Here is a 13266-nt window from a genome sequence, read left to right on the forward strand (position 1 = left end):
TTATTCCGATTTGGCGACAAGCATTTGTATAGCCAGATTGGCAGCGGCCAGGCCGAAAATGCCGGTAATGGTCGGCATGCTGCCGAGTGTGTTTCTGGCTCTGCCGCGTTCTATGATGCGGTCGTCATTTATCACCCGTATGGGCGGCGCTATAGGCAGAGGTTTGGGCAGTGGCTCATCAGAAAAGACACATGGAAAGTCAATCGGCACTCCCCGCCTCCTTAAACGCTGCCGGACAGTGCGTCCAAGTGGACAGTGATGCACATTTTCGAGGGTATCCGTGCGTATCATGGTTGGATCTGACCTCAGCGCTGCCCCAAGACACGAGATAAGCGGAATTTCACGACTTCGCAATGTCGATATCAGCTCGACTTTCGGGTTCAGCGCGTCTATTGCGTCGATCACGAGGTCTGGTGATTCGCCTATCAGGTTAAGCACCGTGTTGCCGTCCAGAAAATCGCAGACAGCTTCAACTTGGCATTCCGGGTTAATATCCAGCACACGTTCACGCGCGACCTCACACTTGCTGCGTCCCAGCGTGGATGTGAGGGCAAGCAGTTGGCGATTGACATTGCTTATGGCAATTTTGTCGAAATCCACGAGCCTGAGCCTGCCCACTCCGGCACGGGCGAGACCCTCTACGGCATAACCACCGACAGCCCCCAGCCCTACCACGGTCACGGACGAGTCTCTAAGCCGGGTGCAGGCATCGGCTCCAAGCATTAGTTCTATTCTTGTAAAGCGTTCATTCGGCTGTGTCATTATCTAGTAAGTCACCAAAAAAATCACAGGCATTGTTCCACAACATTTCTCTGAGCGCATCGGGGCTCTCACCGAGCAGACTGGCTATCCCGTCCGTTATGGCAGCGAGATTCGCCGGGTGGTTCATCTCGCCGCTTGTGCCTGTAATCCTTTCAAGGCGGAATGGTTCCGGCGGGATCATATTGGGCGCGTCAGTCTCCACAAGCAGACGGTCCGGCGGCACAGATAGCAGTGCAGCGCGAGCGCGTTTGAAGTTGTCATTCAACACGGTTGCCGAGAATGAGAAGTAGGCTCCCATATCCGCCAGAGCTTTGATCATATCGACCGATCCGCCAAAGGCATGCACCACCATTTTAGGCAGATGATGCGTGCTCCGAAGAACGTCCATCATCCATCCCCAACTCCTGACACAGTGGACCATTGCAGGTCGGCAGTATCTATATGCAAGGTCAAGCTGCGCTCGAAAAGCCTCTTCCTGAGCATCTTTATCCAGCAGGTCGGCGCACCGGTCAAGCCCCATCTCGCCAACGCCGCACTCGTTATTCTTAATCAGTTCCTCCAGTTTGATAAGCCACTGGCCGGACCTGCGCATCACAAACCATGGGTGCAGCCCGAAACAGGGGATTACACCCGGGCAATCGCTGGCTGCCTTGAGCACGGCTGACCAGTCAGACTCCGACGTGGCATTACAGACCATATGGCTGACACCGTGCGCGGCGGCTTTACCCACAAGTGCGGCGATGTCGGTGCCGGGGTCGAAATCAGTCAGATGGATGTGAGAATCAACGAGCCCTGAAGTGTTCATGTCAAATCAAGTATAAAACGAGCAGTTGTGAAAGACAAGCCGTCAGTCACGCGGAACCTGTTTTTCTATATTTTTTGTGAAATAAGATTCGTATGCGCCTTTGTCTACATACCACTCATACATCTCGGAATATGTGGAGTATTTGCGTATGGTCCAGAGGCCGGGTCTGCGCGCAATCACATGGCCGTCGCAGTATAAATAGTTGTTATAGCGGCCATGCCAGGGGCGGTCGGACTTTGTGGACCAAGGGGTTTTTTCCGCATAACCGCTCACGTAATACCAGTTGGCGCAGCGATATATGTAGTCCAGATTGATGTTCGCATCGTTGGCTAAGTATCTGCCTTCATAGAGTAGAACGGTCCTGGTGGGACGCATGATTTTGCATGTATCCACTCCCTTTACAATTTTGGTGCAGTCATTGACGCCGTCGTTGTATTCCACATCCGCAGGGGTGCGCAGATATGAGTTCATGGAGTAACTGCGTGGAGAAAAACTGCCGTTCCAGTCGTCCACCATCGGGCAGCACCATACCGATTTGACTCCACGCTGCGGCAGATATCTCTGCAGGCCGCCATTGCCTGTTTGTGCCCAGTAAGAGATGTTGCCGTATTTGCCGCCCGGGCATGGCCAGTAACCGCTCCAGTCCTGAGAATAAGCCATGAATGCTCCCGCAAACTGCCTCAGATTGCTTGCGCATTGCGTACGGAAGGCAATTTTTTTGGCCTGTGAAAAGAGGGGGAATAGAACCTGTGCAAGAATTGCCAACACTGCGCATACAAGCAGTAGTTCAACAATAGAAAATCCTGACCATTTAACGTCATCTTTGAGCCGGGGCATCGTGCACTCTCAAGGCGGAATGATGAACTTCGCTGTCATTATATGTCAACTCGGTATTAGTGTCAATAACTGACAGTAAGCCCAGTGTCATATTTTTATGCGGCTTCAAGCTTTTGTCTGATGCAACATGCTTCGTCTCACACATTTTATTGGGTGATGCCACTTGAGCTAAACTCAAGAATGCGATATCCTATTAGTGATGACTTTCAGGTGAGGGAGACTTGTGGTGAATATTGCACAAACCCAGGAAAACCACTATAACATAACTCTCCCGGCGTTCGAGGGACCCCTCGATCTGCTGCTGCACCTGATCCGCGAGAACCAGATCGACATCTACGACATTCCAATTGCAAAGGTATGCGAGCAATATCTGGCGTATTTATCCCTAATGGAGTCGCTCGATCTTGAACTGGCGGGCGAATGGCTCGTAATGGCGGCCACTCTGCTTGAGATCAAGTCCAGGATGCTGCTGCCGGAGGATCCGAAAGATGCCTCCGAGCTTGAAGAGGAACAGATTGACCCGAGGCTTGAACTTGTCGAGCGGCTGATTGAATATGAACGGTTTAAGAGTGCTGCTGAAATTTTTAAGGAGCGCGAAGAGCAGCGTGCAAGGGTGTTTGTGAGAGGAGCTACCGAGCTTCCGTTTGATCTCAAACCCACATTCGATCTGGAGAACATCACGGCTGTTGATCTGCTTTCGGTCTTGCAGCGCATACTTGCTGATGTCGGTGAGGAAGAGGTCACAAGCATCCAAAAGCGCAAAATCACTGTACGTATGCGCATGCGCGAGATTCAGCGCAAACTGATCGAGGCCGCAGGTCAGCTCAAGTTTGAAGAGCTGTTTGACGACTCGATAAACCGTATTGAAGTGGTAATCACATTTCTTGCGCTGCTGGAGCTATTGAAATCACATATTGTAAAAGTAAAGCAGAAATCTGCTTTTTTGCCTATTGAGATCACTGCGATGGAGTCAAATGGACGATAGAGACACAACACTTGAAGAGCTTGAATCCGAGATCGGAGAAGTCGTATCGGCTCAGCCGGCAGCAGAGGTGACTGTCGCCGAGCTGTCCGATGCCGTAACTGGTGTCGCGTTGGTCCAAGATAACGAGCAGCCGAAGAAGGGGCGCGGCCTGGCTGCGCTATTTTCGCGAAGGCCGTCCAAAAAACGTGAAGAGCCTGAGCAGACTCAAGCAGATATCGACTCAGCCGCCGCTCTTATCGACGGTGACTCCAGCCAATGCGAATCGACCGAAGCAGAAGACATCCCACTTCACAAAAACGGCAGGCTCAAGGGTGTAATTGAGTGCATGCTCTTTGTCGCCAATGAGCCTCTGGGCGCAAAGCAGTTGGCCGGCGCGCTCGAATTGGAAGAGTCCAAGGTCGAAGAAGCTGTCAGGTTGCTCGAATCGGACCTTGAGGATCGCGGGCTCCAACTTATGAGAGTCGCTGGCGGCTATCAGCTCTGCACCAAACCCGAGTATGCCGACTACTGCGCACTGATCCTTCAGCCCGCCAAGCGAAAGCTCTCCAAAGCTGCGCTTGAGACCCTTGCGGTTGTGGCGTACCGGCAGCCGTGCACTATGCCCGAGATCGAAGCGGTGCGTGGAGTTGCGGTCGATGGGGTAATAAAAACATTGACGGAGCGTGGCCTGGTCAAGGAAGCAGGACGCAAACAGACTCCCGGCAGGCCGATATTATATGCGACCACGCCTGAGTTTTTGGAATATTTCGGGCTAAATGACATATCCGAACTGCCGGATATAGATATGCTTGCAGTCGAAGAAGTGAAGTCCCTGGAGGCTCAGAGAGACCTCTTCAACCAGGACACTTCTGATGCAGGTGATGACAACAACGCATAACCGTCTATTGGTGATTTATGTTGCATACAGTTCCCATCCGCCGTGTGTGGGCGGTTTTATTCATAATAGTATTATCTGTCTGCTCCTCTGTCTTGAACGCGGAAAACAGGACAATTACACTGCATCTCGATGACGGCCGGTCTCAGCACAACGCAAATGTTCCGCCGATAAAGTCATCTCTGTCGGCAAAGCCGGCAGTGAATGCTGCCTGCGCAGTGCTTATGGACCCGCAGACCGGGGTCGTGCTCTACTCAAAGAATGCGCATCTGCGCAGACCGAATGCAAGCACCACAAAGATGATGACGGCGATCCTGCTGATTGAAAACTGCCAGATGGACGATATCGTGACCGCCAGTAAAAAGGCCAGTGAAACTCAATTCACCTCAATCCATCTGAAGCCCGGCGAGAAGATCACTGTCCGAGATTTGCTTTACGGCATGATGATCCGCTCGGCCAACGATGCGGCGGTTGCGGCAGCCGAGCATATTGCAGGCAGCACGTCCAAGTTTGCTGTGATGATGAACAAAAAGGCCCGTGAGATCGGCTGCAGGGACACTCACTTCGTGACACCAAACGGGCTGTACGCCAAAGGGCATTACTCGTCTGCCTACGACCTTTGCCTGATGGCAAGATACGCTATGAAATACCCGATTTTCAATGAAGTCGTCAATACTCGCAAATATGTTCTGTCATCGCGGACAATCAACAAAAAGGACATGGTGGTTTTCTGTCGAAGCAGGTTTATGAAAGACTACTATGGCGCGGACGGAATTAAGTCCGGCTATATCAAGCAGGCAGGGTACTGCTATGTAGGCAGCGCCACCAGAGACGGCTGGCGTATTGTATCGGCAGTTTTGAAGAGCAACAACGCAGGACACGACACAGCCGCGATGATGGACTACGCATTTGCAAATTATATGCCTGTGAGCGTCACCAGTTCAAACAGTGTTTGTGGACATGCACCTGTCAATGGCGGCACGCAGAAGACTGTCGCACTTCACACGAAAAGTGATTTCAGAGTAATCATTCCCAAAACAGGGGCAGCGGTTACGACTAAGATGACTCTGAAGCCTATAGAGGCTCCAGTCAGCCAGGGCGACAGACTCGGAAAAATGGTCGCATATGTCAATGGTCATACTGCGGGAAGCATCGATCTTCAGACAGTTGGCGATATTCAAATCAGCTTGGCGCGCAGGTTCTGGGGCTTTGCCGGAACGAGTGGATTGATCCTGGCGTGTTTGGTGGTGGGTGGAAAATATGGAACAGCGATTGCAAAAAATACTCGCCGCCGCAGGCGTAGGGTCACGGCGTCACTGCGAGACTTTGATCGTTACAGGTAGAGTCTCGGTAAACGGCAGAGTCATTGACCGACTTGGAGCAAAAGCCGATCCTGATAAAGACAAGATAAGCCTCGACGGCAATCTTATTGATCCCAGTCAAGAAAAGCTCTATATCCTGCTTAATAAGCCGGTCGGTTACACAAGCACGCGGTTTGATAAGTTCGCAAAAAACACTGTGGTCGAACTTGTCAGCGCAATAGATGCATATCTGTATCCCGTCGGCAGGCTCGATGTCGATACATCCGGACTGATGATCCTCACAAACGACGGCGATTTCGCTCACCTTATGACGCATCCGTCGCATGAGGTCGATAAAGTATATGTTGCCGAGGTCAGGGGCAAAGTGACACCCGATGAACTCAGGCAATTGAGGACTGGCATTGATCTTGAAGACGGCAGGACTGCTCCTGCAAAGGCTGTGCTCATCTCGCACTCACAAAAAACAAATACCAGCACTGTGGAGATCACTATTCACGAGGGCAGAAAACGGCAGGTCAGACGTATGCTGGCGGCAGTCGGCCACAAAGTAACCAAGCTGGCACGTGTCCGGCTCGGTTCACTCGACCTGAAGGGCTTGCGCGAAGGCCAATACAGATTTCTGACGAAGAGGGAAGTATCCGACCTGACTAAACTAGCCACACCAAAGTAAGGGGATATCAGCATTGAAATTACGCTTGGTCATTGTAACCTTAGTCTGCATACTTGCTCTATCGACAGCCGCAAATGCCAATTACCCGATGAAGGTGAAAGATGCCAGGGGCAAGGTCGTTACCATTAAAGCAAAGCCCATGCGCATTGTATCAATCGCGCCCAGCAATACCGAGATTCTCTATGCATTGGGGCTTGAGAAACGAGTGGTCGGAGTAACTAAGTACTGCAATTATCCTCCCAAAGCCGCAAAAAAGAAAATAGTTGGTGATATGAACATCAGCGCCGAGACTGTGCTGGCCCTAAAGCCAGATCTGGTGATAGCGCACTCATATATCAATGCCGGTGTGATCACACGGCTTGAAAAGCTCGGCCTCAAGGTTTTTGCAGTTGACCCCAAAACACTTAACCAAGTAATGCGAGATATCCGCACGATAGGCAAGATTACCGGTCGTCCGAAAACAGCCGAGTCGGTTGTTGCAAAAATGAAACGCAAGATTGCGCAAGTCAAATCCAGCCGAGCGAAGCAGAAACCGGAAAATGTGCTGGTAGTAATCCAGGCAAACCCACTTTGGGCAGCCGGACCAAAGACCTTCGTAGATGAGATGATAGGACTTGCACATGCAAAGAACATATCGCATGACGGGCGCCCTGGGTTTGTAACGTTTTCAAAAGAGCTTGCCATCTCACGCAACCCTGATGTAATAATCACGGGCCAAAAGCAGGACGTACATTACTTCCTCACAGACCCTGCGTGGAAGCAGACCTCAGCGGCAAAGCATGGGCGTGTATTTGTAATCGACAACGATCTATTGGTGCGGCCAGGTCCAAGGCTGGCGGATGGACTTAGTAAGCTGGCTATTGCGTTAAGCCATAAATAGATAAAGCCTGCTTCATATAACCGAAGCAGGCTCTTTTTGGCGGAGAGGGTGGGATTCGAACCCACGGTACCCGGAGGCACGACGGTTTTCAAGACCGTTCCATTAAACCGCTCTGGCACCTCTCCATATTGAAATCCCAGATCAATGACGCTATTTATGTCGTGGTAAATTATACCGCATTTGTGGGAATGTGTCATCTTTAGGTAGTGGGTCAGTTTGATTTCTCTTTATTTTCGAGCAAGCTAACTATATCCTGAATAGTCCAAGGATATTTAGCAAGTCCCGCCGCCATTGCGGGAGTTTTCTTCAACGTTTGATGCACTCGACAGAAGTTGTAGTGCATGAAATGCAACGCAACGGCAGCTTCAAGGTTCTCGACTTTCTTAGAGAATCCATTAGTTAAGCGGGTAAACCTCCGCATAGACATCCGCATTGTAAGATTCTGACGCTCAACAAACGATGTGGAAACATCTTTCTTGTAAGGCATTCCTTGGATGGTAAGTTTCTTTGTCCCGGTGCATTCTGCAGGGCTATATCGAGCTTCACCAGGCCGCTCATTGCCATACATCTTTACGAGCATAGCATAGTCAACATCCCCGCCAAAGCTATTCTCTATAGCGTCCAGATAGAGTTTCAAGCCGTCCGTGGTCAATTGAACGCGGTTAGCAAGCCTTCCCGCAAGGTCTTCAATGAACGCACTAGCACACTCAGCATCACGAAGACCAACAAGCCAAGTAGGAATGAGTTTGGTATCAGCGTCTATTGCCGTCCAAGTCCATACATCACCATAGCCAAACTCGCCTTTGTGTTCGTCAGGAACATTCTTTTGCTTGGAATAACAGAATGCCCATACCTCATCACACTGAAGACGCTTACAAGGGAGATTTCGCATAACTTCATCTTGATATTGACCACAGACTTCGCCAAGATCAACCAGGAGTTTGACAACTGTATTCTTGGCTACGCCAGTCATGCGGACGGTAGAACGTATTGAGTTACCTTCTACCAATGCGGCTACTACTTGGATTCTTTGTTGTGTGTTGAGCTTGTTCATACTGACATTATACTTGACCGCTTAAGCTTAGTCAAGCATTCTAGTCAGTTTAATAGAAAATATTTGAGAAAAGAAATGAAGTAGTAATTATTCTGCTGATCTCCAAACAGCTTTTACCTGGGAGTCACGCTCAGGGTAGGTTCCAAGAGGACTCCTGACGGCACCACGCATTAAATCAGTGATGTCAGTTAAAAGATCATCATACAAGCGGGTATTGTTAGATGTTTTTGCTTCATCCTTTATTGTCTGTGTTTGCTTCTTCCGCCGTGTCTGATCCATTGTCAGTTTCTTCCTCCGTTATATTCTTATCTAAATCTGTATCGCGACAAACGTCAATTATAGTTTGGTTTTTCTGCCGAAACATCATATACAATGCTCTTACTTCTTGCCACCTATCATAGCATTCGGCATTTTGTATCGGTAACCCTAGTTCCAATGCTTCATCACGTCCAATTACGAATCCATGTGCTGGATAGTCATGAACTAGATGCCTAAGCAGTGCCCGCGCTCTGTCTTCGTTTATATACTTATCTTCGGTTATATTACGCGCTCTCAACATGCGAAGTGCATAATGCTCAGCAATTTTTATTTGACTCTCTGCTTGATGAAGCAGATGAGGGTCTAGCTTAGACATTACGGGTTGCAAAAACTGCGCCATAAACTGAAGTGTTTCATGAAGCACCTCGTGTCTAGGTAAACCTGTATATGAAATTATTGTCGCTCCGCCCTGCACAACCAAGTCGATTGCAGTGCGCCCAAGCGATGCCAGCGAGTCTCGAACATCTAGCCCGGATATGCGAACACCTTCTCTATCAGGGTGGCCAACTTGAACATCTAGTGGGCCCAATTCAGCAGCAGGAGCCATAAATATTTCATCCGTTCCTAATGCTAGCAGGGTTGCTGCACTCTTGGCATAATCTGAAATAACCGTTCTCAATTTAACACAACGGTTTCTCAATTCCAGCACTAGTTTATATACAGCATCAGCAATACCACCAGGAGAATCTAACCAAACATCTATAATTGTTTCGTTTGGAGTAGTATCTATCGTCCTGTCCAAAAGGTTTTGCACTTGGTCGAATAATCCACTGCTGATATCGTCTTTTCCTGCCTGCAATATCATTAAATGATAACGAGTAAGTGTTTTCTCGGGCTGAGGATTAATCTTATCAGCATTTATTAACGAGCAGGCTTCTTGCTTACAGGATTTTGTAGCGCTGGATTTGCGTGCCAATATACATTTTCTCCACTAAGATATTATTTATTCCACCGTTTGCGAGCAGCATTTCTTGCTATCTCAGATCGCTGTTCAGCACTTAGTTTGGCTGCGCGCATTTTCCCACCAACTAAGCCACCAGCACGCCCTAATTCTACGGCAGCGGGATTCTTCTGTCTGGCATTCTGTGGTTCTAGGTCGCCTACAGCTTCGCCAGTTATACGGAATGCAATCTCATTAAGATCACTCGGTCCTTGTTTTTTGCTTGAGCGGTTATGCATAGTATTTTATTATACCACAAAAAGTTTTACGTGTACACTCTATGTGCGGAGAGAACCCTCTTCTCTCCGACGCTCAACTAGAGCAAAATTATCAGCCATACGGCGTATGCTCTTAATCTCTTTTATTAACTCTTTGCCCGTCTTTATTGGATAAGGTTCAGTTGATACAGGCACTATGGATTCATTAGACTGTGCTTTTTTCTTTCTAGCTCCCATTATTTACACCTCTAATGTCATGCATGTTTTTTGAGCAATAATAAACTATACTCAAGCGCAATACGTTTTTCGACCTCGCGCATTATCCATTGATATGTCGTCTTATGTTCTTCAGTTATACAATGTTTTTTATCGGCGCAAACACTAAGAATATATATCCCTTTCCCTAATCGCCGATGGTCAACACGAAACGCCAGCATAGACCCTTCGTCATCAAGGTGATCTGCACTGGCGGTATAGTGTCGATCTTTCTTTTTCTTTAATTCTTTTTGAAAATCCGATACGATGACAATTTTTTCACGCAATGCAGTTGATGCGGCTGAATAACGATCAGATTCAAGCTCTTCAACGGTTATATTAGGGTCTCTGTCTTCCGGTAGGAACTTAACAAAAGGACTTTCCAAATGGTTATTCTCTATCACACGAATAAGAGACACCTCGAAATTAACGCCTGGCCACAGGTTTCTAAATATCTCATATGTTGCTTGAAGTAGTGCATTAATCTGTAGTTCGGGTTCTGTGATAGTTTTAAATATATTCCCAGCAGTCCTATGTTGCGCATCTGTGCACAACTCATCTGCAAGCTTAGCAAATCTATTTGCTTTCATTCCCACAACATTGTCTATTGCGGCTATGAAAGTGGCTAATACATCATTGTGTAGTTTTCCATAGTCTCTAATTGAGGCGGCGATATTTCCCCATGCTACAAATGTTGCTGAAATCGAGACTGCTACAATCATAAATCCACTGCTCCAATATGTAGCGAAGTCATAGAGCCATGGCCAATGATTTTTAAGTGAGTCCTGCATAACCTGTGTCTGGTAGTATGTGCATACCAGACCTGGAGCAAGAACAACAATAAGTGCCTTTAGAATGCTGGCTGTTATAATTCGGGCTTTGCGCGGAATGCGTTTCCGCATTTGTTATTCCCTTCCCGCCTTTTACTTACCAGACGATATAAAGCACAGTTGGGTTTTATTTCAGACAATATTGCATAATTATAAGACGTTTGCTCAGCTTATGTTAACTGTTGAAACCATGATATTTCAGTTAAATATTGTTCACTACTAGTTGTAACGTTCAAACTGACCCACTACCCATCTTTAGAATTTTACCGCCTAATGAGAACACATAGGGCTTTTCTATTTCACCCTACTAAAGACAAGCGCGGCACGAACAGACTTGTCCCAATCTGATCTGTAGAGGGCAGTGCCCACGATGTTGTTTACAGTGTAGGTGAGCCTCATGCTTAATGTTTTTGTGAGTTTGTATGTCATGTTTATTCGAGAATCCATGAGACTTCGACTTGTTAATGGATCGATAAAGTGCATATCACTGTCGATAGTGGTTGACGGGTTTAGTGGAGTCTTTGATCTGAGCGCATAGACTATGCCGATATGGCGGTCTACTGTCTGCTTATGCACTGTAACCTGTGCAAGAGCCACCTCACATTCTATGCCTGGAGAGAGTGTTTTTCCGCGACCGACCGAAAACATATAGTAGCCCGACACATCATGCGGGAGGTTTTTGTATGAACTGGGATACTTGATATTCAACAGACCTGAAATGAACTTGTAGCCATTCTTTCCATCGTGCCGGTATTCCGTGTCGAGATTGTAGGTGAAGACATTGGTCTTGTATATTTTGGTTTGACTGTACGTTCGCGACTGATTGAACCCATAGCCGGCCTTTATCCACCACTTTCTGGGGGCTGCTACGTTGGTCACGTTTATACGACTGTAAAACTGATCAGAGACATCAGACGAAAACCCACTTAACTCAGCTTCGGTCCGCAGAGAAGATTTGGTGGATTTTGCAGCAGACTTTGGCTGGCTTGTGCTCTTTGGAGCAGGAGTGGCACTCGATTGTTTTGCTTGGTCCGCATAGCAAGGCGACAACACAAACAAAACAACAAAAACAGCTATTGTCTTCACATCACACTCCAGCCAAATTGTATCTGAGGCGGTCTATATAAAATATGGCCTTGAACTTATTGTCCTGAATACATGAAGTCCTGACCGAGATGTGCAATTTACTCTGCGTAAATTGCACAGACATCAACCTGTTATACGCAATCGTGGTATTTTCCTTCGAGGATCGGGCTGGATTCAAGAACTCATACTGGATTGTAGAACAGAGAAAAAGCGAGTATAATTGAGCTTGATAGATTTAGAGGTGAAGTATAAATGCCTACTTACGTATATAGGTGCAAAAAGTGCGGGCACCAGTTTGAGATAGTTCAAAAAATGAAAGATAAGCCTCTTACACAATGCCCCAAGTGCAATGGAGAAATCGCAAGACTCCTTTTCCCGGTTGGAATAGTGTTCAAAGGTCCTGGCTTCCATGTAAATGATTATCCCAGTTCCACCGCGAAAGCAACAGTTTCTTCCACACAAAAAGAAAATAAGCCACAGGAAAAAACTGACAAGCAAACCACGAGTGCTGCCAAGGGTTGATGATTCAAATCAAATCCTAAAATGAACGGTGGAGTCGGTGAGAAATCCACTCTATTTCAGCCACAGCTGTATCTCTGCAATCTACTTTGGGCTCGTGGAGGATTGCTGTACAAGAGGCTCTTGTGTAATTAGTCCGCATTATTCACGAGGAACGTGAATAATGCTCTCAGAGACCCGGATTATGCGGTAAGCGCATAATCCGGAATAGTCGATCCTGTGGTCGCTACAATGGCAGAAGTGCCGCTTGTACAGACTCGGGACAATCAAGTGTGGGTCATATACTATTTCAAAACATCAGCATAAAAACTCGGCCCGTTTTCCGCAATCGGAACAGCGCCACAAGCTTTTGAATAGAATCCGGTCGGTCCGGCTCCGCCAATTATAGCATACACATAACCCATCTCACGCATGGCATGCATGCAGGCCAAAAGCAGAGCCTTACCCACTCCTTTGCCGCGAGCTTTCTCGTTTACTCCAGTCGGTCCGAAATAGTCTCGCGTGGTGCACTCATATGCGGCAAATCCAATTATCTGTCCCTCATGCGTAGCAATAAAACATGTGGCAGGATCATGCTTTAGAGAGACACTTGCCTCATCTGCCCAACGTTCGCTGAAATTCTCTATTATGAACCGACGTAATATAGATAATTCGAAAGGCTTGACCCGACGAATCAAAATGCCATCCTGTTTAAGTTGCGCAACGCCCGTATCTTCGGGCAAATTGAGAAGGTTCACCAGCATATCAGCCATACAATCACTCCTGTTTTGTCTGCCTGATCTGTTCAGACAGAACCGCTTTCTTTGCAAACCCACTTAGACGCGCTTGGCATTTATTCCTTTACCGAAAGCATGTCCCTTATTCATCAGATTAGGGTACTTTCGACAAGGGTAAAGTGAGATTGTGTATAA

Annotated in this window: 15 protein-coding genes and 1 tRNA gene; 6 read left to right on the forward strand and 10 right to left on the reverse strand. The window is 47.7% G+C overall.

Features of this window, described 5'->3' with window-relative positions; all coding sequences use genetic code 11:
• The 3 genes from LLG46_00455 to LLG46_00465 are packed head-to-tail and all read right to left on the reverse strand — an operon-like array spanning window position 1 to window position 2227.
• Window positions 1-762, reverse strand: coding sequence for a tRNA threonylcarbamoyladenosine dehydratase (locus LLG46_00455; GenBank protein ID MCE5321766.1), 762 nt, complete (start codon window positions 760-762; stop codon window positions 1-3).
• The gene (locus tag LLG46_00460) at window positions 746-1567 is read right to left on the reverse strand and encodes a TatD family hydrolase (protein ID MCE5321767.1); all 822 of its coding nucleotides are present in this window, start codon (window positions 1565-1567) and stop codon (window positions 746-748) included. The genes LLG46_00455 and LLG46_00460 overlap by 17 nt, the downstream gene beginning before the upstream one ends.
• Before the next feature lie 42 nt (window positions 1568-1609).
• Window positions 1610-2227, reverse strand: a complete 618-nt coding sequence (locus LLG46_00465; protein ID MCE5321768.1) for a hypothetical protein — start codon at window positions 2225-2227, stop codon at window positions 1610-1612.
• Between the two features lie 403 nt (window positions 2228-2630).
• Between LLG46_00465 and LLG46_00470 the strand changes: the two genes are divergently transcribed.
• The 5 genes from LLG46_00470 to LLG46_00490 all read left to right on the forward strand — a co-directional run bounded on the left by LLG46_00470 (window position 2631) and on the right by LLG46_00490 (window position 7135).
• Window positions 2631-3389 carry a segregation/condensation protein A gene (locus LLG46_00470; GenBank protein MCE5321769.1) on the forward strand — a complete coding sequence of 253 codons (759 nt, stop codon included), beginning with the start codon at window positions 2631-2633 and terminating at the stop codon, window positions 3387-3389.
• Entirely contained in the window at window positions 3379-4266 is an 888-nt protein-coding gene (scpB, locus tag LLG46_00475; protein ID MCE5321770.1) for an SMC-Scp complex subunit ScpB, read from the forward strand. The genes LLG46_00470 and scpB overlap by 11 nt, the downstream gene beginning before the upstream one ends.
• Before the next feature lie 92 nt (window positions 4267-4358).
• A complete protein-coding gene (locus LLG46_00480; protein MCE5321771.1) occupies window positions 4359-5606 on the forward strand; it encodes a D-alanyl-D-alanine carboxypeptidase in 1248 nt (415 codons plus the stop codon).
• Window positions 5524-6255, forward strand: coding sequence for an rRNA pseudouridine synthase (locus LLG46_00485; GenBank protein ID MCE5321772.1), 732 nt, complete (start codon window positions 5524-5526; stop codon window positions 6253-6255). The genes LLG46_00480 and LLG46_00485 overlap by 83 nt, the downstream gene beginning before the upstream one ends.
• Before the next feature lie 13 nt (window positions 6256-6268).
• Window positions 6269-7135 (forward strand): cobalamin-binding protein, encoded by an 867-nt coding sequence (locus LLG46_00490; GenBank protein ID MCE5321773.1) that lies wholly within the window; start codon window positions 6269-6271, stop codon window positions 7133-7135.
• Window positions 7136-7172: 37 nt separating this feature from the next.
• Here LLG46_00490 and LLG46_00495 read toward each other — a convergent pair.
• The 6 genes from LLG46_00495 to LLG46_00520 all read right to left on the reverse strand — a co-directional run bounded on the left by LLG46_00495 (window position 7173) and on the right by LLG46_00520 (window position 11836).
• Window positions 7173-7260 (reverse strand) — tRNA-Ser (locus LLG46_00495).
• A gap of 86 nt (window positions 7261-7346) precedes the next feature.
• Window positions 7347-8189 carry an IS1 family transposase gene (locus LLG46_00500; protein MCE5321774.1) on the reverse strand — a complete coding sequence of 281 codons (843 nt, stop codon included), beginning with the start codon at window positions 8187-8189 and terminating at the stop codon, window positions 7347-7349.
• Window positions 8190-8421: 232 nt separating this feature from the next.
• Complete coding sequence (locus tag LLG46_00505) at window positions 8422-9423, reverse strand: hypothetical protein (GenBank protein ID MCE5321775.1); 1002 nt, start codon at window positions 9421-9423, stop codon at window positions 8422-8424.
• A 302-nt stretch (window positions 9424-9725) separates the two neighbouring features.
• The gene (locus tag LLG46_00510) at window positions 9726-9902 is read right to left on the reverse strand and encodes a hypothetical protein (protein MCE5321776.1); all 177 of its coding nucleotides are present in this window, start codon (window positions 9900-9902) and stop codon (window positions 9726-9728) included.
• A 17-nt stretch (window positions 9903-9919) separates the two neighbouring features.
• Window positions 9920-10642: a hypothetical protein gene (locus LLG46_00515; protein MCE5321777.1), complete on the reverse strand. Its 723-nt coding sequence runs from the start codon at window positions 10640-10642 to the stop codon at window positions 9920-9922.
• 402 nt (window positions 10643-11044) lie between these two features.
• Entirely contained in the window at window positions 11045-11836 is a 792-nt protein-coding gene (locus LLG46_00520; protein MCE5321778.1) for a hypothetical protein, read from the reverse strand.
• Between the two features lie 252 nt (window positions 11837-12088).
• On the opposite strand from LLG46_00520, the gene LLG46_00525 reads away from it, so the two are divergent.
• The gene (locus tag LLG46_00525) at window positions 12089-12358 is read left to right on the forward strand and encodes a hypothetical protein (GenBank protein MCE5321779.1); all 270 of its coding nucleotides are present in this window, start codon (window positions 12089-12091) and stop codon (window positions 12356-12358) included.
• Window positions 12359-12639: 281 nt separating this feature from the next.
• Here LLG46_00525 and LLG46_00530 read toward each other — a convergent pair whose 3' ends face one another.
• Entirely contained in the window at window positions 12640-13107 is a 468-nt protein-coding gene (locus tag LLG46_00530) for a GNAT family N-acetyltransferase (protein MCE5321780.1), read from the reverse strand.
• Between the last annotated feature and the right edge of the window lie 159 nt (window positions 13108-13266).

The organism is bacterium, assembly GCA_021371935.1.
GTDB lineage: Bacteria > Armatimonadota > UBA5829 > UBA5829 > UBA5829 > UBA5829.